The organism is Azospirillum sp. A1-3 (assembly GCF_023806445.1).
GTDB lineage: Bacteria > Pseudomonadota > Alphaproteobacteria > Azospirillales > Azospirillaceae > Azospirillum.
The window spans coordinates 602,195-626,543 of record NZ_JAMSLU010000003.1 but is presented as its reverse complement, the minus strand read 5'-3'; the positions used below and the strand labels follow the sequence as shown (position 1 = coordinate 626,543).

Here is a 24,349-nt window from a genome sequence, read left to right as displayed (position 1 = left end):
CGCGGGAGAGGGAACCCCGCCGCACTCCCGCAAAGCTCCTGCCCCCTCTCCCGCGGAGCGGGGGAGGGATGGGGAGGGGGCAGCCACAGCGACCACCCAAATCCAAGGAGACCGCCCCTATGGGCCGCCTGACCACCCACGTCCTCGACATCGCCGCGGGCCGTCCGGCGCCGGGCATGCGCATCCGCCTGACGGCCCTGGATACCGGCACCATCCTTGGCGAGTTCACAACGAACGCCGATGGCCGGCTCGACGCCCCGGCGCTGCAGGGCGAGGATTTCAAACCCGGACGCTATGAGCTGCTGTTCATGGCCGGCGACTATTTCCGCCGCATCGGCGTCATCTCCGGTGATGGCCCGGACTTCATTGACGAGGTTCCGCTGCGCTTCGGCATCAAGGACGCCGCCCAGCATTACCATGTGCCGCTGCTGGTTTCTCCCTGGGCCTATTCCACCTACCGCGGCAGCTGACGCCCTCTCCCCCGTTCGCGCCGCTTTCCAGCCTGTGGAAAAGGCAACCCGTTGATTTGCCGCACCCACCATCCGCGCGCTTAGCTGTCTTCAGGAACAATCGCGTTTGGTAAGGAGTCGAGCGATGGCGAGAATGACGGCGGCGGAAGCGGCGGTGCGGGTGCTGGAGCGGGAGGGCATCGACGTCTGCTTCGGCGTCCCCGGCGCCGCGATCAACCCCTTCTACGCGGCGATGCAGCGGCGCGGCACGATGCGCCATGTGCTGGCCCGCCATGTGGAGGGCGCCTCGCACATGGCCGAGGGCTATACCAGGGCCAATGCCGGCAACATCGGCGTGTGCATCGGCACCTCCGGCCCGGCCGGCACCGATATGATCACCGGCCTCTATTCGGCGATCGCGGACTCGATCCCGATCCTGTGCATCACCGGACAGGCGCCGCGCGCCCGCCTGCACAAGGAGGATTTCCAGGCCATCAACGTCCCGGACATCGCCAAGCCGGTGACCAAGTGGGCGCTGACCGTGCTGGAGCCGGCGCAGGTGCCCTACGTCTTCCAGCAGGCCTTCCACCTGATGCGCAGCGGCCGTCCCGGCCCGGTGCTGATCGACCTGCCGATCGACGTGCAGATGGCCGAAATCGAGTTCGACGAAGAGGCCTACGAGCCGCTGCCGGTCTACAAGCCGGCGGCCACCCGCCAACAGGTCGAAAAGGCGCTGGCGATGTTCGCCGCGGCGGAACGGCCGCTGGTGGTGGCCGGCGGCGGCATCATCAACGCCGATGCGTCCGACAAGCTGGTCGAGTTCGCCGAGCTGATGGGCGTGCCGGTCATCCCGACCCTGATGGGCTGGGGCACCATCCCCGATGACCATCCGCTGATGGCGGGCATGGTGGGGCTGCAGACCGCCCACCGTTACGGCAACGCGACGATGCTGAAGTCCGACTTCGTGCTGGGCATCGGCAACCGCTGGGCCAACCGCCACACCGGCTCGGTCGAGGTCTACACCAAGGGCCGCAAGTTCGTGCATGTCGACATCGAGCCGACCCAGATCGGCCGCGTCTTCATGCCCGACCTCGGCATCGTGTCGGATGCCGGGGCGGCGCTGGACATGTTCATCGCGGTGGCGAAGGAGTGGAAAGCCGCCGGCAAGTTCAAGGACCTCGGCGGCTGGGTCAAGGACTGCCAGGGCCGCAAGCGGTCGATGCACCGCCGCAGCGACTTCGATCAGGTGCCGATGAAGCCGCAGCGCGTCTATCAGGAGATGAACAGCGCCTTCGGCCAGGACACCACCTACGTCACCACCATCGGCCTGTCGCAGATCGCCGGCGCCCAATTCCTGCACGTCTACAAGCCGCGCCACTGGATCAACTGCGGTCAGGCCGGCCCGCTGGGCTGGACCCTGCCGGCGGCGCTGGGTGTCCGGGTGGCCGATCCGAAGCGGCGCATCGTCGCGCTGTCCGGTGACTACGACTTCCAGTTCATGATCGAGGAACTGGCGGTCGGCGCCCAGCACAAGCTGCCCTACATCCATGTGCTGGTGAACAACGCCTATCTCGGTCTGATCCGGCAGGCGCAGCGCGCCTTCCAGATGGACTTCCAGGTGCAGCTGTCCTTCGAGAACATCAACGCGCCGGAGATCGGCGTCTACGGCGTCGACCATGTCGCGGTGGCCGAAGGGTTGGGCTGCAAGGCGATCCGCGTCACCGAACCCGACCGCATCCAGGACGCCTTCGCCCAGGCCCAGGCCTGGATGGACGAGTATCAGGTGCCGGTCGTCGTCGAGTTGGTGCTGGAGCGGGTGACCAACATCTCCATGGGCACCGACATCGACAACGTCACCGAGTTCGAGGAGACGCTGGATCTGCCGGTGGACGAGAGCGAGACCGTTCTGGTCTGACCGTCCGTTTCTTCTGACGAAAGCCGCCGGGGCGCCGATGCGCTCCGGCGGCTTTCTTTTTGGCGGGCTTGCTGCATCGCGCAAATTCCCTTCCCCGTTTCGCCCGTGCTAGCGTCCTTTCCGATCCGTAACCCACCGGTTCGGCCCAATGGTCGAGAGGGGAGTCCGCGCGAGCATGGCGTTGCTTGAAAACATGCGCATCTTTGTCCGCGTCGTCGAACTGGGCAGCCTGTCGGCGGCCGGACGGAATCTGCGCATGTCGCCGGCCATGGTCAGCCACCGCATCCAGCAGCTGGAAACCCATCTCGGCGTCCGGCTGCTGAACCGCACCACGCGGCAGTTGCAAGCGACCGAGACCGGGATGGATTTCTACCACAGCTGCCTTGAGGTGCTGGAGGCGGTGGAGCGCGCGCAAAGCAGCATCGCCGCCGGGTCCGGCGTGCCGTCGGGCAGCGTGCGGGTGACGGCGCCGCTGGGCTTCGGCCGCCGCATCCTGGCGCCGCTGGTGCCGGATTTCTGCGCCGCCCACCCGCTGGTGGAGGTGCGGCTGCGCCTGTCCGACCATTTGCTGGATCTGCTGCGCGAGGCGGTGGATGTGGCGGTGCGGATGGCGGCGCTGAAGGATTCCAGCTTCGTCGTGCGCAAGATCGCCGACGTGCGCCGTGTGCTGGTGGCGGCCCCCTCCTACCTGTCGGAGCGCGGGACGCCGGAAAAGCCGGCGGACCTGTCCGGCCACAACTGCCTGCTGCTGCGCTTTCCCGGCACCCAGCAATATCAATGGAGCGTGTTGGAGGGCGGCGAGCCGGTGAAGCTGCCGGTGTCGGGCCGCTTCGATGCCGACGACGGCGACGTGCTGACGGGCTGGGCGCTGGATGGGCGCGGCATCGCGATGAAGCCGCTGTGGGAGGTGGCAGAGCATCTCGCCAGTGGTGCCCTGGTGCCGGTTCTGCCGGATTCCCCGCCGGAACCGATCACGCTGGCCGTGCTCTATCCCCACCGCGCGCTGGTGCCGGCCAAGGTGCGGGCCTTCGCCGATCACTTGGTGCCGAAGATCAAAGCGGCGCTGACGGCGATTTCGCCCGATACGATCCTGTAGCGCGGTGAGCGCCGCCATTTCCTGAACGATCGCGCAGGTCTTGCGAACGCCCGCGCATTCAGCGTTTGCCGCCCGGCGTCTATCGTTTCCGTCCCCACAACGGAGACGACTCATGAACAGCTCAGCACCCACTCCGGAGGTCGTGGCGATCACCGGTGCCAGCAGCGGCATCGGCGAGGCGACGGCCCTGCGTCTGGCCGCGTCCGGCGCGAAGCTCGTCCTCGGCGCCCGCCGGGCGGATCGGCTGGAAGCGCTGACTCAGCGCATCGCACAGGCCGGCGGCGAAGCGGTCTTTCTGCCGACCGATGTCCGTCGGCGCGGCGACCTGACCGCTCTGGTCGGGCTGGCATGCGAGCGGTTCGGACGGCTCGATGTCCTGATCAACAACGCCGGGATCGGTCCGATCTCGCCGCTCGACGAGTTGCGGGTCGAGGATTGGGAAGACATGGTGGACGTCAACATCAAGGGCGTGCTCTATGGCATCGCCGCGGCGCTGCCGGTCTTCCGCGCCCAGGGAAGCGGCCATTTCGTCACCACGGCATCGACCGCCGCGCACCGCACGGTGCCGACCATGGCCGTCTATGCCGGAACGAAGGTCGCCGTCCGGACCATCTGCGAAGGGCTGCGGCAGGAGGCCGGCGAGACCCTTCGGGTGACGGTCGTATCTCCCGGCTTCATCAACACCGACTTCATTGAAGGCATCACCAGTGCGGAGGTGCGGGCGCGGCTTGCCGCGTCACGCGACGCGCTTGGGATTCCGCCGGATGCCGTCGCCCGTGCCATCGCTTTCGCCATCGACCAGCCTGCCGATGTCGACATCAACGAGATCATCGTGCGCCCCACCGCGCAGGCCTGACCGCTCCGCCACCAGCCCGGTTGCCGCATGCCGGTTGCGGTAAAGGCTCGGCGCCATCCCGAAGGTCCGCTTGAAGGCGTTGCTGAATGCGCTTTCCGACTGGTAGCCGAGCGACAGGGCGATGGCCGACACCGGCGTCGTGTCGCAGCACAGCTCCCGCTCGGCCAGCCGCATGCGCCAGTTCAGCAGATAGGTGAGCGGCCCGACCCCGGCCGCCGCCTTGAAGCGTACGGCAAAGGTCGTCCGCGACATGCCCACCGCCCGCGCCAGTTCCCCGAGTTGCCAAGCGCGGCCGGGATCGCCGTGCATCAGCCGCAGGGCGGGCGCGAGGCGCACGTCGCGCAACGCGCCGGCCCAACCGGGACCGAGCGGACCGGATGTGGCGAGGTGGGCGCGGATGATCTGGACGAACAGCATCTGCGCCAACTGACCCGACACCAGCATGGTGCCCGGCCGTCCTCCGGCCAATTCGCTCCCGAGCTGGTCGAGCAGCCAGCGCATGGCCGGCGCCTCCGGCGCTCCCGACCGAACATGGACCAGCGGCGGCAACACGTCCCGGAGCAGGTGGCCACGGATTGGATCGAGCGTGACATGCCCGCCGACCGCCAGGAATTCCGCGCCGTTGCCGACCGTCACCCGGTCCCCCTTCGTCGGATCGCCGGCCGCCACGGCGAAGGCGCTGGCGCCGTCCTCCGCCGGCAGGGCAAGGTCGCTGCCGAGCCGAAAAGGCCGCTCCGCTGCCAGCATGATCACGTCGCCGGTGGCGAGGTGCCGCGGCTCATCGATGCCGTCCACCGCCAGCCAGACGTTGCCGGTCATGATGGCGATGAACTTGATCATCCCCGGCGGCGGGAAGCGCAACGCCCAGTTCCCGCCGGCCGCCAGCCGGCCGGACACGGCGCAGCGGCTGCCCGCCAGCGTCAGGATGTCCGAGAGTGGATCGCCGTCCGCAGAAGGGCGGCCCTCCACCTCACACTCCCCGCGCCCGCACCAGCAACACCCGCGCCTCTTCCGCGGCGCGGTGCAGGTGGGGTAGGAACTGCACCTCCATCTCCGGGCAGGTGACGCGGGCGGCCTGGGCGCTGATGTTCATCGCCGCGACCACGCCACCCGACGCGGTGCGGATCGGCACGGCGATGGAGCGCAGCCCCAGCTCCAATTCCTGGTCCACCAGCGAGAAGCCGCGCTCCCGCACCCGCTCCAACTCGCGCTTCAGCGCGTCGGCTGCGGTGATGGTCCGCTCCGTGTAAGGCTTCAGCGGGACCCGCGCCAGATAGGCATCGAGTTCCGACTCCGGCAGTGCCGCCAGTAGGACGCGGCCCATCGAGGTGCAATAGGCCGGCAGGCGGCTGCCGACATTCAGCCCGACCGACATGATCCGCTTGGTCGCCGCGCGGGCGATATAGACCACGTCGTCCTCGTCCAGCACGGCGGCGGAGCAGGATTCCTGCACCGCCCCGCTGACCTGTTCGATCAGCGGGTCGAGGATCGTCGCCAGCGGGGCCGACGACAGGAAGGAATAACCCAGCGCCAGGATCTTCGGCCGCAGATGGAAGGTCCGGCCGTCCGATCCGGCATAGCCCAGCTGCATCAGCGTCAGCAGGCAGCGCCGCGCCGCCGCCCGCGGCAGCCCGGTGATCTTGGCGATGTCGGCGATGGTCAGGTTCGGCTCCCGCTCCGTAAAGGCGCGAATCACCGACAGGCCACGGGCCAGAGAGGTCATGAAGTTCGGGTCGGAGGCTTCCTCCGCCGCGCCGGATGACGGCTCGTCCGCGGCCTTGGCCAGATGCTGAGTGTCGGCCATGCGATGGCTCCTTCCCCGAAGAGCGGTCCTAGGAGGGCCAAATTAGGGCGATTACCGCGCAATAGCCAGAAAAATCGAACAAAACTGCCCACAACTCCGTCGGCGGCAGAAATAGTTCGAGGTGCCCGCAATTGATGTTGCGGGTGTCTGGCATCTGGTATACCGTATCGATAATTCAAAACGACGCGCCACAGGGCGATCACCCGGACGCTCGCACAGGAACGCTCACGACAACAAGCGGCGCCGATGGCGTCGGCGCGCAAAGGGTCGGAAACGTGATGAACCGAGAAAGATTCAGTGTTGAACCCCTCGAACAGGGGATGAGCTTCAAGGCCAAAGCCTACCAGTCGCTGCGACAGGCCATTACGCAGATGAACATCTACGGCCAGAGCAACGAGATCAGGTTGGACGAACGCCGTCTGTGCGAAGCGTTGGGTGTCAGCCGCACCCCGGTGCGTGAGGCGATGGCGCTGCTGGAACAGGAGGGGTTCATCCGCTCCCAACCGCGGCGCGGGATCTTCGTGGTGCGCAAGACGAAGGCCGAACTGGTGGAGATGATCACGGTGTGTGCCGCCCTGGAAGGCATGGCGGCACGCCTGTTCGTCGAAAACGCCACCACGGACAAGCTGGAACTCCTGCACGCCGCGTTCGACAAATACACGAAAGCCGAGTTGGCGGAACATGTCGCCGAGTATTCGGACGCCAACATCGTCTTCCATCAAAGCATCGTCCAGGCTTCGGGCTCCACCCTGATCTCGGACCTGACCGACCGCTTCTTCATCCATATGCGTGCGATCCGCCGCGCGACGATGGGCCTCGGCGACCGTGCCGACCAGTCCGTCCACGAGCATCGGGAAATCATCGAGGCGCTTGCCGCCCGCGATGCCGATCTCGCGGAACGCCGCGTCCGCGAACACACGCTCGGTCTCGCACAGTACGTGGAACGGCATTGCGCCTTCCTCGACTAACCGATCTTGAACCTTTTTGGAGCCTCGGGGAGGAGTCACCCATATGTCTACTGCGGCTGCAACGATCACTAAGAACCAGGCCACGGAAGCATCTGTTGTCGAAGACGCGCCGGCGCTGACCGACGGCTTCCAGCTCGTCATCGACGCGCTCAAGCTCAACGACATCAACAACCTGTATGTCGTCCCCGGTATTCCGATCTCCGACCTGCTGCGCATGGCGCAGGCCGAGGGCATGCGCGTCGTTTCGTTCCGCCACGAACAGAATGCCGGCAACGCCGCCGCGATCGCCGGTTTCATGACCAAGAAGCCGGGCGTCTGCATGACGGTGTCGGCGCCGGGCTTCCTGAACGGCCTGACCGCTCTGGCGAACGCCACCACCAACTGCTTCCCGATGATCCTCATCAGCGGCTCGTCCGAGCGTGAGATCGTCGATCTCCAGCAGGGCGACTATGAGGAGATGGACCAGCTCGCCATCGCCAAGCCGCTGTGCAAGGCCGCCTTCCGTATTCTGCACGCCCAGGACATCGGCATCGGCGTGGCGCGCGCCATCCGCGCCGCCGTGTCGGGCCGTCCGGGCGGCGTCTATCTCGACCTGCCGGCCAAGCTGTTCTCGCAGGTGATGGACGCGGCCGAAGGCGCCAAGTCGCTGGTCAAGGTGGTCGATCCGACCCCGGCGCAGTATCCGTCGGCCGACGCGGTCAACCGTGCGCTCGACCTGCTGAAGGGCGCAAAGCGTCCGCTGGTCATCTTCGGCAAGGGCGCCGCTTACGCCCAGGCCGACGAGACGATCCGCACCTTCGTCGAGAAGAGCGGCATTCCCTTCCTGCAGATGAGCATGGCCAAGGGCCTGCTGCCCGACACCCATCCGCAGTCGGCCGGTGCCGCCCGCTCGCTGGTGCTGCAGGAAGCCGACGTGGTCATGCTGGTCGGCGCGCGCCTGAACTGGCTGCTGTCGCACGGCAAGGGCAAGACCTGGGGCAAGCCCGGCTCCAAGAAGTTCATCCAGGTCGACATCGAGCCGCGGGAGATGGACAGCAACGTCGAAATCCATGCTCCGCTCGTCGGCGACATCGCCTCGGTCATGGAAGTGATGCTGAAGGGCATCGAGGGCGGCCTGACCCCGCCGACCGAGTGGATGGCCACCGTCGCCGCCAAGCGTGAGCAGAACGTCGCCAAGATGGCGCCGAAGCTGATGAGCAACGCGTCGCCGATGAACTTCCACGGTGCGCTGGGCGCTCTGCGCCGGATCATCAAGGAGCGGCCGGACGCCATGCTGGTCAACGAGGGCGCCAACACCCTCGACCTCGCCCGCGGCATCATCGACATGTACGAGCCGCGCAAGCGTCTGGACGTCGGCACCTGGGGCGTCATGGGCGTCGGCATGGGCTACGCCGTCGCCGCGGCGGTGGAGAGCGGCAAGCCGGTTCTGGCGGTTGAGGGCGACAGCGCCTTCGGCTTCTCCGGCATGGAGGTGGAGACGATCTGCCGCTACAACCTGCCGGTCTGCATCGTCATCTTCAACAACAACGGCATCTATCGCGGGACCGACACCAACCCGACCGGCGGGGCCGACCCGTCGCCGATGGTCTTCGTCCCCGGCTCCCGTTACGACAAGATGATGGAAGCCTTCGGCGGCGTCGGCGTCCATGTCACCAACCCGGACGAGCTGTACCGCGCGGTCAACGAGGCGATGGACAGCGGCCGTCCGACCCTGATCAACGCCGTCATCGATCCGGCGGCGGGCACCGAAAGCGGCAACATCGGCAGCCTGAACCCGACCAGTTCGGTCCGCAAAATGCCGTCCTAAAGGGACGGCCTCAGGAAGCCAAGCGGCCACACGACACTAAAAAGCAGGGGGAGAGATACATGGGCAAGGCACTTCAGGGCGTGCGGATTCTCGACTTCACGCATGTGCAGTCGGGGCCGACCTGCACCCAGTTGCTCGCCTGGTTCGGCGCCGACGTCATCAAGGTCGAACGGCCGGGCGAGGGTGACATCACCCGCAGCCAGCTGCGCGACCTGCCGGACGCCGACAGCCTGTATTTCACCATGCTGAACCACAACAAGCGGTCCATCACCCTCGACACCAAGACGCCCAAGGGCAAGGAGGTGTTGGAGGCTCTGATCAAGACCTGCGACGTGATGGTCGAAAACTTCGCCCCCGGCGTGCTCGATCGCATGGGGTTCACCTGGGAACGCATTCAGGAACTGAACCCCGCGATGATCGTCGCGTCGGTGAAGGGCTTCGGCCCCGGGCCGTTCGAGAACTGCAAGGTGTACGAGAACGTCGCCCAATGTGCGGGCGGCGCCGCCTCGACCACCGGCTTCGACGACGGCCCGCCCATGGTCACCGGCGCCCAGATCGGTGACAGCGGCACCGGCCTGCATCTGGCGCTCGGCATCGTCACCGCGCTCTACCAGCGCAAGGAAACCGGCCGGGGCCAGAAGGTGCTGGCCGCCATGCAGGACGCCGTGCTGAACCTGTGCCGCGTCAAGCTGCGCGACCAGCAGCGCCTGGCCCATGGGCCGATGAAGGAATACCCGCAATACCCGAACGGCGAGTTCGGCGACACGGTGCCGCGCGCCGGCAACGCCTCGGGCGGCGGCCAGCCGGGCTGGATCCTGAAGTGCAAGGGTTGGGAGACCGATCCCAACGCCTACATCTACTTCATTGCCCAGGCGCCGGTTTGGAAGTCGATCTGCAAGGTCATCGGCAAGGAAGAGTGGATCACCGATCCCGACTACGCCACCCCGGTGGCCCGCCTGCCGCGCCTGATGAGCATCTTCGCGACCATCGAGGAATGGACCAAGACCCTGAGCAAGTTCGAGGTCATGGACATCCTCAACAAATACGACATCCCCTGCGGCCCGATCCTGTCGATGAAGGAAATCGCCGAGGACAAGTCGCTCTACGAGACCGGCACGCTGGTCGAGGTGGAGCATCCGACCCGCGGCAGCTACCTGACGGTCGGCAACCCGATCAAGCTGTCCGACAGCCCGACGGAAGTCACCCGCTCTCCGCTGCTGGGCGAGCATACCGACGAAATCCTGCGTGACGTCCTGGGTTTCGGCGAGCGTGAGATCGTTGAAATCCGCGACAGCGGCGCCATTGGCGTCGTGGAGCGGCTGGCGGCGGAGTAACGTACTCTGCCCCCTCCCTAACCCTCCCCCGCTTCGCGGGAGAGGGGACTGCCGCCGCCCTGGTGCTTACTCCCTCTCCCGCAAAGCGGGGGAGGGTCGGGGAGGGGGCAAAACACTGCACAAATAGTGCCTTCAAATATTCAAACGCGCCTCCCTCTCCCCCGACCGTCCCCTTCCCGGTCGCCTGAGAGCCGAAGCCCGCAGTTTTTAAAAATCCGCCGCCTGTCAGCCGACGAATTTCCGGCTCCCCGCGGCATCCAAAAGACCATTTCCGACAGGGTTGAGACGCAAACCATGAACATTCACGAATATCAGGCCAAGGATCTGCTGCGGGGGTACGGCGTCGCCGTTCCGCGCGGTGGCGTGGCCTTCACCCCGGAAGAGGCTGCATCGGTCGCCCGCGAACTCGGCGGTCCGGTCTGGGTGGTGAAGTCGCAGATCCATGCTGGCGGCCGCGGCGCCGGCCGGTTCCAGGACAACCCGACCGGCAAGGGCGGCGTCCGCGTCGTCAAGTCGATCGAGGAGGTCGCTTCCAACGCCGCCGAGATGCTGAACCACGTTCTCGTGACCAAGCAGACCGGCCCGGCGGGCAAGGAGGTCAAGCGCCTCTATGTCGAGGAAGGCGCCGATATCAAGCGCGAGCTGTATCTCGGCCTGCTGATCGACCGCGCCACCGGCCGCGTGACGATCATGGCCTCGACCGAAGGCGGTATGGAGATCGAAGAGGTCGCCCATAACACGCCCGAGAAGATCATCAAGGTCGCCATCGACCCGGCCACCGGCATCCAGGGCTACCACACCCGCAAGGTCGCCTTCGCGCTGGGCCTGGAAGGCAAGCAGGTCGGCGCCGCCGCCAAGTTCATCCAGGCCGCCTACAAGGCGTTCGTGGATCTGGACTGCGCCATCGTCGAGATCAACCCGCTGATCGTCACCGGTGCCGGCGACATCCTGGCGCTCGACGCCAAGATGAACTTCGACGACAACGCGCTGTTCCGTCACAAGGACGTGGAAGAGCTGCGCGACGAGGCCGAAGAGGATCCGGCGGAGATCGAGGCGGCCAAGCACAGCCTCAACTACGTCAAGCTCGACGGCAACATCGGCTGCATGGTGAACGGCGCCGGTCTGGCGATGGCCACCATGGACATCATCAAGCTGTATGGCGCCGAACCGGCCAACTTCCTCGACGTCGGCGGCGGCGCCACGAAGGAGCGCGTCACCGCGGCCTTCAAGCTGATCCTCTCCGACAGCGCGGTCGAAGGCATCCTGGTCAACATCTTCGGCGGCATCATGCGCTGCGACGTGATCGCCGAAGGCGTGGTCGCCGCGGCCCGCGACGTGAAGCTGCATGTCCCGCTGGTCGTGCGGCTTGAAGGCACCAACGTGGCGCTGGGCAAGAAGATCCTCGCCGAATCCGGCCTGCCGATCCTGTCCGCCGACAATCTGGACGACGCAGCCAAGAAGATCGTCGCCGCCGTGAAGAAGGAGGCCGCGTAACATGGCTGTTCTCGTCGATAAGAACACGAAGGTGATCTGCCAGGGCTTCACCGGAGCCCAGGGCACCTTCCACTCCGAGCAGGCCATCGCCTACGGCACCAAGATGGTCGGCGGCGTGACCCCGGGTAAGGGCGGCGCCAAGCACCTCGACCTGCCGATCTTCGACACCGTGTCGGAAGCGGTCGAGAAGACCGGCGCCAACGCCTCCGTGATCTACGTGCCGCCGCCCTTCGCGGCCGACGCGATCCTGGAAGCCATCGACGCCGAGATCCCGCTGGTGGTCTGCATCACCGAAGGCATCCCGGTGCTGGACATGGTCCGCGTCAAGCGCGCGCTCGACGGTTCCCAGAAAAATGGAGTTGGGACCCGCCTGATCGGCCCGAACTGCCCCGGCATCATCACGCCGGACGAGTGCAAGATCGGCATCATGCCGGGCCACATCCACAAGCGTGGCAAGATCGGCATCGTCTCGCGTTCCGGCACGCTGACCTATGAGGCCGTCGCGCAGACCACGGCGGCCGGTCTGGGGCAGACCACCTGCATCGGCATCGGCGGCGACCCGGTCAACGGCACCAACTTCGTCGACAGCCTGGAGCTGTTCGTGAAGGACCCGGAGACCGAGGGCATCATCATGATCGGCGAGATCGGCGGCGATGCCGAAGTCCGCGGCGCCGAGTTCATCAAGGCCTCGGGCACCAAGAAGCCGGTCGTCGGCTTCATCGCCGGCCGCACGGCTCCTCCGGGCCGCCGCATGGGCCATGCCGGCGCGGTGATCTCCGGCGGCAACGACACCGCCGACTTCAAGATCGACTTCATGAAGTCGGTCGGCATCGCCGTCGCCGACAGCCCCGCCAGCCTGGGCTCCACCATGCAGTCCATTTTCAAAGGTTGACCGGTACCCCGCGGGACCGCCGTCCGCGACGGTCCCGCGCTTCACGCAAAGCTTCTGTCACTCACGCCATCAGCCGCAACAGACAGGCGCAATCAACGCGCCGGACCCCGAGGGAGATGGGACATGAAAGCGCAAGCCCACACGAGCACTGCCCGCCGCATCATCCACGACGACCCCAGCGAGGGCGCCGCCGCGATCATCAAGACCGCCATCATCGAAACGCCGCGGGTGAAGAACGACAACGGCAAGGACGCCAAGGCCGACGCCAAAGCCGACCGCGGCCAGGTCGTCCAGTCGCTGTGCCGCGCGCTGAACATTCTGACCATCCTCGGCTCCAGTGACGGGCCGATGACCCTGACCGAGTTGTCGGAGGCCGCGAACCTGTCGCCCTCCACCACCCATCGCCTGCTGACGACTTTGCAGTACGAGCGCTACGTCCGCTTCGACCAGAGCGCGCGCGGCTGGGTGGTCGGCGTCCAGGCCTATATGACCGGCGCCAATTTCCTGAAGACCCGCAATCTGGTCGATGTCGCCCGTCCGCGCATGCGCCGCCTGATGGAGGAGAGCAGCGAGATCGTGAACCTCGCCGTCGAGGAGAATGGCGAGGCGCTCTATCTGGCCCGCGTCGGCGGCCCCCGCGCCGCCCAGGTCGCGGTGCCGCAGACCGACCGCACGCTGCTGCACTGCTCCGCCGTCGGCAAGGCTCTGCTGGCCGGCATGCCGGAAACCAAGGTGCAGACCATCGTCACCCAGCGCGGCATGCGCCAATTCACCCGCAGCACCCTGTCGTCGCTGCCGGCGCTCTACCGCGACCTGACGCTGGTCCGCACCCGCGGCTATGCCCTGGACCAGGAGGAGCGGGTGTCCGGCCTGCGCTGTGTCGCCGCCCCGATCTTCGACGAGAATTCCCGTGTGATGGGCGCCCTGTCGCTGTCCGGCTCCAGCCGGCGCATCGAGGACGCGCGGTTGCGCGCCCTGGGCGAGATGGTCAAGCGCGCCGCCGCCGCGGTCACGCAGGAGCTGGGCGGCCGCGTGCCGGTTCCCAACTGACCTTCACACGGACCAGTAACGCCAAGAGCTGACGGCAGGTGGTGCACGTCGGCATTCCTCCCTGGCGCACTCAGGGCCGCGTTCCTCATGGGACGCGGCCTTTTTTCTTGAGAAAAGAGCCGTTTCCACGGAATGGAAAAGCGGCTTTTTTCTTGGGCAAATCGGTCGGTTCGGTGCGATTGTCTGTCTCGGGAAAGGCGTTCCTTTCTCATCGGGCGGATGTGTTGTTTTTGCATGTTCGCGCTTCTCTCGGAGACTGGCCGTGCTGTGTGCAGCACGGCCATTTTTTTGCCTTTTCCGCACGGCGAAATCGGATCCATCGCCGCGTGGACGGGCGGTCCGCCACGGCGACACAGTGCTCCCCAGACCCATCACCACGACAGGGCAGGGGAACGATCCGAATGACAGATTCCAGAAGCATGACGGTCATCGAGGTGAGCCAGCCTGGCAAACCGGAGGTGCTGGTCGCGGCCCGACGTCCGGTCCCGGAGCCGGCTCCCGGCGAGATCCGCATCGCCGTCAAGGCGGCCGGCGTCAACCGGCCCGACGTGCTGCAGCGGCTCGGCAAGTACAACCCGCCGCCGGGCATCACCGACATCCCCGGCCTGGAGGTTGCCGGCACTGTCGATGCGCTGGGCGAGGGGGTTGAGGGCTGGCGGGTCGGCGATCCGGTCTGCGCCCTGCTGGCCGGCGGCGGTTATGCCGAGTTCTGCGTCGTGCCGGCGGCGCAATGCCTGCCGATTCCCGCCGGCCTGTCGATGGCCGAGGCGGCGGCGCTGCCGGAAACCTTCTTCACCGTCTGGTCGAATGTGTTCGAGCGCGGCGCGCTCCAGCCCGGCGAGGCGCTGCTGGTCCATGGCGGCACGTCCGGCATCGGCACCACGGCGATCCAGCTGGGCGCGGCCTTCGGTGCCCGCGTCTTCGCCACCGCCCGCGGACCTGAGAAATGCGGCGCCTGCGTCCGGCTGGGCGCCGAACGCGCCATCGACTACGCCGAGGAGGATTTCGTCGCGGTGGTCAAGGAGGCGACTGGCGCCGCCGGCGTCAATGTGGTGCTGGATATCGTCGGCGGCGACTACGTCGCCCGCAGCATCGACGCGCTGGCGGTCGAGGGCCGCTATGTCTGCATCGGCTTCGTCCGTGGCGCGACGGCCAACGTGAACTTCTTCCCCGTGATGACCAAGCGGCTGGTGCTGACCGGTTCCACCCTGCGGGCGCGTCCCGTCGCCTACAAGCAGGCGGTGGCCGACCAATTGAAGGCCCGTGTCTGGCCGCTGATCGAGCAGGGCAAGGTCAAGCCGGTCGTCCACGAGATCTTCCCGCTCGAACAGGCCGCCGACGCCCACCGGCTGATGGAGAGCAACCAGCATGTCGGCAAGCTGGTGTTGGCGGTGGGGTAATGACCGTCTTCAGTCCAGCATCGGCAGCCCGGTCTCGATCCTGACCAAAGCGGCCAGCAGCGGGGCGCCGATGTCGCGGCGGACGAAGTTGCTGGCCTTTTCCGCCGCGTTGATCGCCTGCTGGAAGGTGCGGCGCCAGCGGTCGTCGTTGTAGAAGGCCTTTTCCGCCTTGGCCCGCTGCGCCAGCAGGCCGGGGCGGCGGCCGGCGGAATCGTCCGCCAGCTTGTTCAGGCGGTTCATCAGGTCGTTGGCGACGGCCGGCTCGCCGCGTTTCATCGCCGCCTCGATCAGCTCGGCATAGGCCTCGCCACGGGTGTCGATGTCGGCGACCTGCTCGGCATAGGCGACGGCCATCGCCGTCTCGCCGCGCTTGGCCAGCCGCCCCAGCACCGCCGGGATCGTCCACGGGTTCTCGTCCTGCACGGTGCTGAGCAGGCCCAGCGCCAGCTTCGGCTCGCCGATGTCGGCGGCCGCGACCGCCAGCTCCGGCGGGCAGCAGTCGCCGCGGGTTTCCTTGAACTTGGAGAACTGCGTCTCGACCGTGTTCAGGAACAGGGTGCGGGCCTGTGCCTCCTTGCCAGCGCGCAGCAGCGACTGGGCGACCAGCCCCAGCTCCCACGCGCAATTGTGGCTGGAGGCATAGCTCTTGGCCTCGTCGGCCAGCGCGTTGGTCAATGCCGCGTCACCGCGCCAAGACGCCGCCTTGGCGATGTCGGCGAGGTTGTAGATGCGGGTCGAGCAGTCGTTGATCTGCCGCGTGATGTCGAGCGCCAGCGACGTCTGCCCCATCAGCGACAGGGCGCGGGCGACGAACAGATCCTGGCCGGAGCTGTCGGCGACGCCGCCGCGGCGCACCGCGCTGACGAAGGGCGCCATGATCTCCTTGGCGCGGCCGGGATCGCCCAGCTGCTGGTAGGCGACCGCCAGCGACAGCCAGTCCCAGCGCGCGGCGGTGATCGGCGTTTCCACCGGCGGCAGCATCTCGCCGATGCGGTGGAGGAAGCACAGGCTGTTCAGGGCGTCGTTGCAGACCAGCGCCCGGATGCGCGAGCGGAATTCGTAGAAATCGAAGTCGCCGACGAACTGGTTGGTGACGAGCTGCACCGCCAGCGGGCTGTCGGGATATTTCGTCACGATCTCGTTGAACAGCTTGTCGGCCTCCTTCAGAAGGCGCGACTCCTCGGCGACGTCATAGGTGTTGTCGGCCTGCCGGATCAGCTGCAGCGCCTGGACGAACAGGCGGTTGGCCGGACCCGGCGTGCCGGCGGCGGGGGAGTCCGCCCCCCCGCCATCCTGATCCTGGGCCACCACATCTTGCGCCACCACGTCCGGGGCCCCCGGACTGCCCTGCGCTGCCCCCTGCGCCGCCGCATCCTGCGCCAGAACGGGACCGGTCGCGACCGCCACCGGCAGGATCAGGGCTGCGGCGACGGCGGCGGTGCGGAGAACGGCGAGGACGCGGGATAGGGCGGAGGCCATGGCGGTCGGGTTTCAACCCTGGAGGTTTGGATTTGAGAGCAGACGCACGTAGCTGACGACGCGTTGAACGTTGGGCACCGAACGGGCGTGCTGGAGCACGTTGTTCAGCTCTTCCTGTGAACTGGCGACACCCATCAGATAGACAACACCATCGACGGTATCGATGCTGTAATTTTGGCTATGAATATTCGCATCGAACGTGATCCGGCTGCGAATCTGGGTTGAAATCCAGGTGTCGCGCGCGGTGTCCACGATGCTGGACCCGTTGTCGATCTGGATTTCGTTGATGACTTCCTTGACGCCGTCGGCCTGCCAGGCGAGACGCACCGCGTCGAGGCGCATCTGTGCGTCGGCGGCGCGGCCGGTCAGCAGCACGCGGCCCTGGTCGACGGTCAGGCCGATCCGGTTGGTCATGTCGATCGAATGCTGCAGCCACAGCGAATTGATGCGGGCGCGGATTTCGGTGTCGCTGACGAAGCCGCTGAAACCGCGCTCCTGCGAGGCCACGACGGCGGCGCCGCCCGCGGTGCCCAGCACCAGCGGCCCGCAACCGGACAGCGAGGTCCCTGCGGCGCTGGCAAGTGCGACCATCATCCAAAGGCGGCTCAAACCCGTCACAGCGTGCCTCCCTTCGCCTGCGTGTCGAGCGCCGGGAAAATGCGGCGCGCGGCCGGAAAAAGTCACGGCGGAACGGTCTTTGCAATGGGGAAATTCGAGGCTTTCACCAGTCATCGTCACTTTGTCCCGAGGTGATGCACGGATGTTGCAGTCGCTGCGACTGCGAAGGAGCGGCTGCGGCGGTAGTTTCGCCGCAGAGCCTCATGCAGTCTCGGGGCAAAATCAGGCGAAAGCTGGGCTGGAGATCACGCGTGCGATTTCGCGGGCGAGGACGCGCGAAACGACCCGCCGCGCCGTGGCGTCACGCAGGATTTCCTCGTCCCTCGGGTTGGACAGGAAGCCGGTCTCCACCAGCACCGACGGCACGTCCGGCGCCTTCAGCACCGCGAAATTCGCCGAGCGCATCGGGTTTTCCAGCAGGCGCAGCTCCTTCCCCGCGCCCTCCACCAGAAGCTGGCGGGCGGCCAGCGAGGCATGGCGGGTATGGCGCGCCGTCAGGTCCAGCAGGATGTCCTTGACGATCCGGCCGCCGCCCAACGATCCCGGCTTTCCGAAGCGGTCGGCCTGATTTTCCTGCTGGGCGAGGCGCGAGGCGAAGGAGTCCGACGCCTTTTCCGACAGGATGTAGGCCGACAGGCCACGGGCATCGGCATTTGGGGCGCTGTCGGCGTGGATCGACACGAACAGGTCGGCCCCGGCCTCGCGCGTCAGCGCCACCCGCTCGTCCAGCGCCAGGAAACGGTCGTCGCGCCGCGTCAACTTCACCGCGACGTTGCTCCGGTCGGCCAGGATGCGTGCGACCTCATGGGCGATGTCGAGCGTCACCTCCTTTTCGAAGGTGCCGCGGGTGCCGATTGCGCCGGGGTCGTTGCCGCCATGGCCGGGATCGAGCATGACCAGCCGGGGCCGCGACGGACCCCCACCGGCCGGTTTGCGGCCGGGCCGCCGCTCCGCAGCCAGGGCCGAGCCCGGCGGATCGGCCAGGGCCAGTGCTGCGGTGCCGAAAGCGGTTAACCAAAGTTTGCTCAGCCCAAGCCCAAGCAGCTGTCGTCGATCCATCGCCAGAAATACCATGCTGCAAAGGTGGGGAGACCGTGGCGTCAGGTCGCCCGACCCGTTGTGCCACCCGTTGGTCTAGCCTGATTCATTAACCAATGCGGCTGCAAAAAAGTATTGTCAAGACCGGGCAGGTTACCGTTTCTGAATATTTGTGAGCCTCCGGTCATGCGGGCACACTTGAAAGGCTGAGAATTCGACAGACGTGATTGGTTGCTTGATGACCGATTGAAAAAGCGCTAAAATTTTAGCGATCAGCTCGGGAGGTGTCGATGTTGAGGAAAGCCTTGTTCAACATCATCCGGCAAGAGCAGCGCGATATCGAGGACAAGCTCGAACGCGAGGAGCAGCAGCCCAGCCCTGACGTCCGCCGGATCGTCGGCCTGCGGCAAGAGGCGACCAGCCTGCGTCGTGAGTTGGAGCATTTCCACGACGTATAAGGCCTGATGCCGGCCAGCATCCGGCCACCGGGCGTCGCTATGGAAGGTCGCCACTGAATATGTGACCGATCGGTCGCGCCCCTTCTCCGCAGGATCGCGGGGGAGGGGATTTTTGTTTTCGGGGTCTTGAGGGGAGAGGTCAGTGGGGTGATTTGCGTTGTCGGATTACCGCATGGACCACTCTCGACCGTCATCCCCGCGAAGGCGCACTGCTGTCCGGGATTTTTGGATGGATTGAAGCTGCACGGCAGACAAAGCCAGAGTTCTGGCCCAAAATCGCAGTCGCCAAACATAGATTTTGAGGTCTGCCGTGCCGTTCCAAGCTAGCGGATTTTTGCGCCTTGTGGAACCTCTGGACCGTCGTGTGGTGAACGGGATTGTGGCGCGGCACCGTGGCAATCATGGGGTTGGGAGTGGTGACAAGGGCTGGACGTGCCAGCGGCACCTGAAGGCGATGCTTTTCGCCCAGTTCGCCGGGCTGAAGAGCCTTCGCGAGATTGCGGAGGGGTTGGCGGCCCAACCGGCAGGGCTTTACCACACCGGGCTGCGGCCGGTTAGCAAGAGCACGCTCAGCGATGCCTCGGCGGCCCGGCCTGCGGCGGTGTTCCGGGAGATTGCCGAACAGGTCATGGGCGGCTTGGCCCGATCGGCGCGTCAGGAAAGCCGGGAGTTGGTGCGGCTGATCGACGGCTCTGCGATCATGTTGCGGGACCGCCGCTTCAACTGGGCCGAAGCCGATTCGCGCTGCCGTGGCCTGAAGCTCCATCTGGTCTACGATCCGCGGACAGCCACGCCGGTGCATTTTGCCGTGGAAACGCCCAAGCTCAGCGAAATCAAGATGGCGCGACGCCTGCCGTTCGCTGCCGGGGCCACCTATGTCTTTGACAAGGGATACACGGATTACCGCTGGTGGCATGAGATCACCATGGCGCAGGCGCTGTTCGTGACCCGGCTGAAGGCCAATGCACACCGCCGTGTAGAGCGAACCGTGGAGGCGGTTGGCGACAACATCGTGGCGGACCGCCGGGTGAAGGTCGGCCACAAAAAGCCGCGTGGCGGCGCGACCAACCCACTCTACGACGCCGAACTTCGTGAAGTGGTGGTGGCGCGTCCGGATAAGGAGCCACTCCATCTGATCACCAATGATCTTGACCGGACTGCTCAGGAGATCGCCGACCTTTATAAGGAGCGTTGGCAGATTGAGTTGTTTTTCAAGTGGATCAAACAGAACCTGAAGCTGAAGACATTCTTCGGTCGCTCGGAGAATGCCGTCAGAATTCAGATCTACACGGCATTGATTGCCTTCTGCTTGTTGCGGCTGTTCCAGAACACCTACGCCAAAAACCATGTCGGCGGTGCGAAGGCCCTGAAGATCAGGCTCAAGGTTGCACTCTTCGAACCTTTCGACACCACCAATCATTGTCCGACAAGACCACGGCCACCGCAAAAAAGACCGCCAGACCGTCAACTTAGTCTGCCCCTGGCGGAGCCCTGAAAATCCCGGACAGCAGTGCGCGAAGGCGGGGAACCAGGAAACTCCGCAAGGGAGCGGCTGAAACGGCCGGATTCCCGCCTTCGCGCACTGCTGTCCGGGATTTTTGGATGGATTGAAGCTGCACGGCAGACAAAGCCAGAGTTCTGGCCCAAAATCGCAGTCGCCAAACATAGATTTTGAGGTCTGCCGTGCCGTTCCAAGCTAGCGGATTTTTGCGCCTTGTGGAACCTCTGGACCGTCGTGTGGTGAACGGGATTGTGGCGCGGCACCGTGGCAATCATGGGGTTGGGAGTGGTGACAAGGGCTGGACGTGCCAGCGGCACCTGAAGGCGATGCTTTTCGCCCAGTTCGCCGGGCTGAAGAGCCTTCGCGAGATTGCGGAGGGGTTGGCGGCCCAACCGGCAGGGCTTTACCACACCGGGCTGCGGCCGGTTAGCAAGAGCACGCTCAGCGATGCCTCGGCGGCCCGGCCTGCGGCGGTGTTCCGGGAGATTGCCGAACAGGTCATGGGCGGCTTGGCCCGATCGGCGCGTCAGGAAAGCCGGGAGTTGGTGCGGCTGATCGACGGCTCTGCGATCATGTTGCGGGACCGCCGCTTCAACTGGGCCGAAGCCGATTCGCGCTGCCGTGGCCTGAAGCTCCATCTGGTCTACGATCCGCGGACAGCCACGCCGGTGCATTTTGCCGTGGAAACGCCCAAGCTCAGCGAAATCAAGGTGGCGCGACGCCTGCCGTTCGCTGCCGGGGCCACCTATGTCTTTGACAAGGGATACACGGATTACCGCTGGTGGCATGAGATCACCATGGCGCAGGCGCTGTTCGTGACCCGGCTGAAGGCCAATGCACACCGCCGTGTAGAGCGAACCGTGGAGGCGGTTGGCGACAACATCGTGGCGGACCGCCGGGTGAAGGTCGGCCACAAAAAGCCGCGTGGCGGCGCGACCAACCCACTCTACGACGCCGAACTTCGTGAAGTGGTGGTGGCGCGTCCGGATAAGGAGCCACTCCATCTGATCACCAATGATCTTGACCGGACTGCTCAGGAGATCGCCGACCTTTATAAGGAGCGTTGGCAGATTGAGTTGTTTTTCAAGTGGATCAAACAGAACCTGAAGCTGAAGACATTCTTCGGTCGCTCGGAGAATGCCGTCAGAATTCAGATCTACACGGCATTGATTGCCTTCTGCTTGTTGCGGCTGTTCCAGAACACCTACGCCAAAAACCATGTCGGCGGTGCGAAGGCCCTGAAGATCAGGCTCAAGGTTGCACTCTTCGAACCTTTCGACACCACCAATCATTGTCCGACAAGACCACGGCCACCGCAAAAAAGACCGCCAGACCGTCAACTTAGTCTGCCCCTGGCGGAGCCCTGAAAATCCCGGACAGCAGTGCGCCTTCGCGGGAATGACGGCCGAAGGAGGCCTCACCCCAGCTTGGCGTATCCGCGCTCGATCACCCGTTCGGCGGCCTCATAGACGGCCAGCATCTCCTCGTAGGCCGCGCGCAGGCGGGCGAGGTCGGTGACGGTGGAGGAATCGGGATGCCGGGATTCGGACATCTTCAGTCCGGCGCGGATATAGTCGGCGCGCAGTTCCGCCACCCGCACCGCCATGCGCAGGAAGCTGTCGCGGTCCAGGTTCGGCAGTTCGCGCCCGATGACCTCGCAGTTGGCCTCCAGGATCGCCGCATCCATGTTTTCCAGGAAATGGCGGATGCGCTGGCTGCGGCTGCTGTCGGCGGCATCCGCCGTCATCAGCTTGTCGACCTTGCCCTTGTTGTATTCACCGATGATCTTGCCGCCGGTTGCCATGGGTGACCCCGCCTTCCCGATGCTGGCCAGTCCGGCCGCCGCCGATTGTCGCACTGCCGGCGCATCTGCGCCAGAGCGGCGTGGGGCGCGCGGGATCGAGGGCATTCTCGCTCGACGGTGTGGCCCGCCTGACGGTGCAGCCATGTGCGCATCCGCATATGAAGCGGGTGCAACATCGCGGCGTTCGTGCTAGGGAAGCTTCCCCCTATTTCTTGCTGTACGCCATGGTGGACGCGCGATGTCTGAGACCGGCTCCGACTATATCCTCACCGTTTCCTGCCCCGACACCGTCGGCATCGTCTTCGCGGTGTCCGGCTTCCTGGCGGAGCGGAGCTGCAACATCATCGACAGCGCGCAGTTCGGCGACCGCATCTCCGGCCTGTTCTTCATGCGCGTCAGCTTCAACGGCAACCCGGCCGGGCCGACGAAGGCGCAGCTGGAGGCCGAATTCGCCGCCCAGGTGGCGGAACGCTTCGGCATGACCTGGAAGATCCATGACGCCCGCCGCCGTCCGCGCGTGCTGATCATGGTGTCGAAGTTCGGCCACTGCCTGAACGACCTGCTGTACCGCTATCGCACCGGCTACCTGCCGATCGAAATCCCGGCCATCGTCTCCAACCACCGCGACTTCTACCAACTGGCGGCGTGGCACAACATCCCGTTCCACCATCTGCCGGTCGGCCCCGACAACAAGGCGCATCAGGAAGCCCGCCTGCTGGAGATCGTGGACGAGGAGAAAATCGACCTCGTCGTGCTCGCCCGCTACATGCAGGTGCTGTCGGGGGCCTTGTGCGAGCGGATGGCCGGCCGGGTGATCAACATCCACCACAGCTTCCTGCCCAGCTTCAAGGGGGCCAAGCCCTATCATCAGGCCCATTCCCGCGGCGTGAAGCTGATCGGCGCCACCGCGCACTACGTCACCTCCAACCTCGACGAAGGCCCGATCATCGAGCAGGAGGCCGAGCGCGTCGACCACACGATGACGCCCGACGACCTGGTGGCCATCGGGCGTGACATCGAGAACATCGTGCTGGCCCGCGCCGTCCGCTATCACGTGGAGCACCGCGTGCTGCTGAACGGCAACAAGACGGTGGTCTTCCGCTAAAGCGGGGCTAAGGCGCCGCCCCTCAGTGGGGCTGCGCCGTCTCGCGGGCGTCTTCCGGCTGGGGCATGAACACCGCGCGGGTGATCGCCTGTTCGATCTGGTCGCGGGTGAAGGGCTTCGGGATCACCGGACCCAGATGCTCCAATCCGTGCTTGGCCAGATCGTCGGGGAAGGCGGTGACGAAGATCACCGGCAGGAACCGGCGGGCCCGCAACTCGCGCGCCACCTCCAGCCCGTTGTCGCCGTCGGCCAGCCGGATGTCCATCAGGGCCAGCGTCGGCCGGTGCTCCGCCGCCAGCGACAGCGCCTCGTCCATCGTCGCCGCGTTGCCGCAGACGATGTGGCCCATGCCGCGCACCGTTTCCGCCAGATCGAAGGCGATGATGGCATCATCCTCGACGATCAGGATGGTGGCGGTCAGCCGGGCGCGGACACGCTCGCGGGCGTGGTTCAGCCGCTCCATCGCGTCTTCCGGGGCGATGCCCAGGACGGCCGCGGCGTCGCCGACCGGCAGATCCTCCAGATTGACCAGAAGGTAGAGCCGGCGGTCGGTCTCCTCCAGCGTCATCAGCGCCGATTCGACCGGATGATAGGGCGCCACCGCCGGGGGTGCGCCTGCCTCGTCCTGCAATTCGTTCAGATGGCGATAGAGCGTGCCGCGCGACAGGTCGCCGCCCCGGCCGGTTTCAGCCTCGTCCGCCTCCAGATACCATTCCAGAGTGCGGGTCACCAAGGCGTCCCCCCGTCCGTTCGTCCCGGTCAGCGCGCGGGCATAGCGGCGCAGGTAGGGCAAATGCTGCATGAAGTGACCGGTGTACTGCTCCATCTCTCTCCCCGTGCCTTTCTGCGGCGCGTGTTCCTGGCATCCACCCGACATGCCGCTCCGGATACCCGGATGCGGCCGGTGCAACCCGATCCTTCCGGGCTTAGGTCTTCGGCGACGAATCCCGGCGACGAATTCCGGAAGTCGGTTCCCGCCGGAGATCGCGACGCCATCGACGCTGCTTCCACAGCAGACTGACGCATTGCGACCTGCAACGGTCAAATTCATATGGCGCAGTCCACGGCCTAACGGGAGTGAACCCGAAAGATTTATTCGAGATACCTGCAAAGGATTACTCAGTATGCATGGTATGCAACAGGGCATGACAGGGACCGGCGAGACCGGCCGGCGGTCTATGACCCCCGCCGCTTAGGGGGTTGCGGAGGCCGGGATTTAACCGTTCCGAAAGACTTACCGGCCTACTCTGACTTTGCCCTCCGGCATTTGCTGCGCATCTG

At 65.8% G+C, this 24,349-nt stretch carries 22 protein-coding genes; 15 read left to right on the top strand and 7 right to left on the bottom strand.

Annotated features, from left to right (window positions below; translation table 11 throughout):
* The first annotated feature begins 119 nt into the window (after positions 1-119).
* The 4 genes from uraH (at position 120) to M5E06_RS20630 (ending at position 4,316) form a co-directional block, all read left to right on the top strand.
* Positions 120-470 (top strand): hydroxyisourate hydrolase, encoded by a 351-nt coding sequence (gene uraH, locus M5E06_RS20645; RefSeq protein WP_252139788.1) that lies wholly within the window; start codon positions 120-122, stop codon positions 468-470.
* 124 nt (positions 471-594) lie between these two features.
* Entirely contained in the window at positions 595-2,364 is a 1,770-nt protein-coding gene (gene gcl / locus M5E06_RS20640; RefSeq protein ID WP_252139787.1) for a glyoxylate carboligase, read from the top strand.
* Positions 2,365-2,539: 175 nt separating this feature from the next.
* Positions 2,540-3,460, top strand: coding sequence for a LysR family transcriptional regulator (locus M5E06_RS20635; protein ID WP_252139786.1), 921 nt, complete (start codon positions 2,540-2,542; stop codon positions 3,458-3,460).
* 112 nt (positions 3,461-3,572) lie between these two features.
* Positions 3,573-4,316 (top strand): SDR family oxidoreductase, encoded by a 744-nt coding sequence (locus M5E06_RS20630; RefSeq protein ID WP_252139785.1) that lies wholly within the window; start codon positions 3,573-3,575, stop codon positions 4,314-4,316.
* Here M5E06_RS20630 and M5E06_RS35890 read toward each other — a convergent pair.
* Positions 4,197-5,285, bottom strand: a complete 1,089-nt coding sequence (locus M5E06_RS35890) for an AraC family transcriptional regulator (protein ID WP_252139784.1) — start codon at positions 5,283-5,285, stop codon at positions 4,197-4,199. The two genes, M5E06_RS20630 and M5E06_RS35890, sit on opposite strands and share 120 nt — an antisense overlap.
* A 1-nt stretch (position 5,286) precedes the next feature.
* A complete protein-coding gene (locus M5E06_RS20620; protein ID WP_252139783.1) occupies positions 5,287-6,120 on the bottom strand; it encodes an IclR family transcriptional regulator in 834 nt (277 codons plus the stop codon).
* 134 nt (positions 6,121-6,254) lie between these two features.
* On the opposite strand from M5E06_RS20620, the gene M5E06_RS20615 reads away from it, so the two are divergent.
* From M5E06_RS20615 to M5E06_RS20585, 7 genes are all read left to right on the top strand, one after another.
* A complete protein-coding gene (locus tag M5E06_RS20615; RefSeq protein WP_247871039.1) occupies positions 6,255-7,088 on the top strand; it encodes a GntR family transcriptional regulator in 834 nt (277 codons plus the stop codon).
* A gap of 43 nt (positions 7,089-7,131) precedes the next feature.
* Positions 7,132-8,895 carry an oxalyl-CoA decarboxylase gene (gene oxc, locus M5E06_RS20610; protein WP_252139782.1) on the top strand — a complete coding sequence of 588 codons (1,764 nt, stop codon included), beginning with the start codon at positions 7,132-7,134 and terminating at the stop codon, positions 8,893-8,895.
* Positions 8,896-8,954: 59 nt separating this feature from the next.
* Positions 8,955-10,229, top strand: a complete 1,275-nt coding sequence (gene frc, locus M5E06_RS20605; RefSeq protein ID WP_252139781.1) for a formyl-CoA transferase — start codon at positions 8,955-8,957, stop codon at positions 10,227-10,229.
* A 294-nt stretch (positions 10,230-10,523) separates the two neighbouring features.
* Positions 10,524-11,723 carry an ADP-forming succinate--CoA ligase subunit beta gene (gene sucC, locus M5E06_RS20600; RefSeq protein WP_252139780.1) on the top strand — a complete coding sequence of 400 codons (1,200 nt, stop codon included), beginning with the start codon at positions 10,524-10,526 and terminating at the stop codon, positions 11,721-11,723.
* Between the two features lies 1 nt (position 11,724).
* A complete protein-coding gene (gene sucD, locus M5E06_RS20595; RefSeq protein ID WP_252139779.1) occupies positions 11,725-12,615 on the top strand; it encodes a succinate--CoA ligase subunit alpha in 891 nt (296 codons plus the stop codon).
* Positions 12,616-12,738: 123 nt separating this feature from the next.
* Complete coding sequence (locus M5E06_RS20590) at positions 12,739-13,665, top strand: IclR family transcriptional regulator (protein ID WP_252139778.1); 927 nt, start codon at positions 12,739-12,741, stop codon at positions 13,663-13,665.
* A gap of 401 nt (positions 13,666-14,066) precedes the next feature.
* Complete coding sequence (locus tag M5E06_RS20585; protein ID WP_252139777.1) at positions 14,067-15,065, top strand: NAD(P)H-quinone oxidoreductase; 999 nt, start codon at positions 14,067-14,069, stop codon at positions 15,063-15,065.
* Positions 15,066-15,074: 9 nt separating this feature from the next.
* On the opposite strand, the gene M5E06_RS20580 is transcribed toward M5E06_RS20585, so the two are convergent.
* The 3 genes from M5E06_RS20580 to M5E06_RS20570 form a co-directional block, all read right to left on the bottom strand.
* On the bottom strand, positions 15,075-16,544 hold the full coding sequence (locus M5E06_RS20580) for a hypothetical protein (protein ID WP_286208877.1): 1,470 nt from the start codon (positions 16,542-16,544) through the stop codon (positions 15,075-15,077).
* A 12-nt stretch (positions 16,545-16,556) separates the two neighbouring features.
* On the bottom strand, positions 16,557-17,276 hold the full coding sequence (locus M5E06_RS20575; RefSeq protein ID WP_252139776.1) for a BON domain-containing protein: 720 nt from the start codon (positions 17,274-17,276) through the stop codon (positions 16,557-16,559).
* A gap of 108 nt (positions 17,277-17,384) precedes the next feature.
* Entirely contained in the window at positions 17,385-18,221 is an 837-nt protein-coding gene (locus M5E06_RS20570) for an N-acetylmuramoyl-L-alanine amidase family protein (RefSeq protein WP_109153343.1), read from the bottom strand.
* A 269-nt stretch (positions 18,222-18,490) separates the two neighbouring features.
* Between M5E06_RS20570 and M5E06_RS20565 the strand changes: the two genes are divergently transcribed.
* The 3 genes from M5E06_RS20565 (at position 18,491) to M5E06_RS20555 (ending at position 21,526) form a co-directional block, all read left to right on the top strand.
* Positions 18,491-18,658, top strand: a complete 168-nt coding sequence (locus M5E06_RS20565; protein WP_167393191.1) for a hypothetical protein — start codon at positions 18,491-18,493, stop codon at positions 18,656-18,658.
* Between the two features lie 310 nt (positions 18,659-18,968).
* Positions 18,969-20,153, top strand: a complete 1,185-nt coding sequence (locus M5E06_RS20560) for an IS4 family transposase (RefSeq protein WP_252137514.1) — start codon at positions 18,969-18,971, stop codon at positions 20,151-20,153.
* 188 nt (positions 20,154-20,341) lie between these two features.
* Entirely contained in the window at positions 20,342-21,526 is a 1,185-nt protein-coding gene (locus M5E06_RS20555; protein ID WP_252139775.1) for an IS4 family transposase, read from the top strand.
* Positions 21,527-21,576: 50 nt separating this feature from the next.
* On the opposite strand, the gene M5E06_RS20550 is transcribed toward M5E06_RS20555, so the two are convergent.
* Positions 21,577-21,963 carry a hypothetical protein gene (locus M5E06_RS20550; protein ID WP_109153345.1) on the bottom strand — a complete coding sequence of 129 codons (387 nt, stop codon included), beginning with the start codon at positions 21,961-21,963 and terminating at the stop codon, positions 21,577-21,579.
* A gap of 238 nt (positions 21,964-22,201) precedes the next feature.
* Between M5E06_RS20550 and purU the strand changes: the two genes are divergently transcribed.
* On the top strand, positions 22,202-23,068 hold the full coding sequence (purU, locus tag M5E06_RS20545) for a formyltetrahydrofolate deformylase (protein ID WP_109153346.1): 867 nt from the start codon (positions 22,202-22,204) through the stop codon (positions 23,066-23,068).
* Between the two features lie 22 nt (positions 23,069-23,090).
* Here purU and M5E06_RS20540 read toward each other — a convergent pair whose 3' ends face one another.
* Positions 23,091-23,894 (bottom strand): response regulator, encoded by an 804-nt coding sequence (locus M5E06_RS20540; protein WP_252139774.1) that lies wholly within the window; start codon positions 23,892-23,894, stop codon positions 23,091-23,093.
* Between the last annotated feature and the right edge of the window lie 455 nt (positions 23,895-24,349).

Coding starts and splice junctions, on each gene's coding strand:
- uraH (WP_252139788.1), top strand. CDS start 120: ATGGGCCGCCTGACCACCCACGTCCTCGACATCGCCGCGGGCCGTCCG.
- gcl (WP_252139787.1), top strand. CDS start 595: ATGGCGAGAATGACGGCGGCGGAAGCGGCGGTGCGGGTGCTGGAGCGG.
- M5E06_RS20635 (WP_252139786.1), top strand. CDS start 2,540: ATGGCGTTGCTTGAAAACATGCGCATCTTTGTCCGCGTCGTCGAACTG.
- M5E06_RS20630 (WP_252139785.1), top strand. CDS start 3,573: ATGAACAGCTCAGCACCCACTCCGGAGGTCGTGGCGATCACCGGTGCC.
- M5E06_RS20620 (WP_252139783.1), bottom strand. CDS start 6,120: ATGGCCGACACTCAGCATCTGGCCAAGGCCGCGGACGAGCCGTCATCC.
- M5E06_RS20615 (WP_247871039.1), top strand. CDS start 6,255: ATGTTGCGGGTGTCTGGCATCTGGTATACCGTATCGATAATTCAAAAC.
- oxc (WP_252139782.1), top strand. CDS start 7,132: ATGTCTACTGCGGCTGCAACGATCACTAAGAACCAGGCCACGGAAGCA.
- frc (WP_252139781.1), top strand. CDS start 8,955: ATGGGCAAGGCACTTCAGGGCGTGCGGATTCTCGACTTCACGCATGTG.
- sucC (WP_252139780.1), top strand. CDS start 10,524: ATGAACATTCACGAATATCAGGCCAAGGATCTGCTGCGGGGGTACGGC.
- sucD (WP_252139779.1), top strand. CDS start 11,725: ATGGCTGTTCTCGTCGATAAGAACACGAAGGTGATCTGCCAGGGCTTC.
- M5E06_RS20590 (WP_252139778.1), top strand. CDS start 12,739: ATGAAAGCGCAAGCCCACACGAGCACTGCCCGCCGCATCATCCACGAC.
- M5E06_RS20585 (WP_252139777.1), top strand. CDS start 14,067: ATGACAGATTCCAGAAGCATGACGGTCATCGAGGTGAGCCAGCCTGGC.
- M5E06_RS20580 (WP_286208877.1), bottom strand. CDS start 16,544: ATGGCCTCCGCCCTATCCCGCGTCCTCGCCGTTCTCCGCACCGCCGCC.
- M5E06_RS20575 (WP_252139776.1), bottom strand. CDS start 17,276: ATGACTGGTGAAAGCCTCGAATTTCCCCATTGCAAAGACCGTTCCGCC.
- M5E06_RS20570 (WP_109153343.1), bottom strand. CDS start 18,221: ATGGATCGACGACAGCTGCTTGGGCTTGGGCTGAGCAAACTTTGGTTA.
- M5E06_RS20565 (WP_167393191.1), top strand. CDS start 18,491: ATGTTGAGGAAAGCCTTGTTCAACATCATCCGGCAAGAGCAGCGCGAT.
- M5E06_RS20550 (WP_109153345.1), bottom strand. CDS start 21,963: ATGGCAACCGGCGGCAAGATCATCGGTGAATACAACAAGGGCAAGGTC.
- purU (WP_109153346.1), top strand. CDS start 22,202: ATGTCTGAGACCGGCTCCGACTATATCCTCACCGTTTCCTGCCCCGAC.
- M5E06_RS20540 (WP_252139774.1), bottom strand. CDS start 23,894: ATGGAGCAGTACACCGGTCACTTCATGCAGCATTTGCCCTACCTGCGC.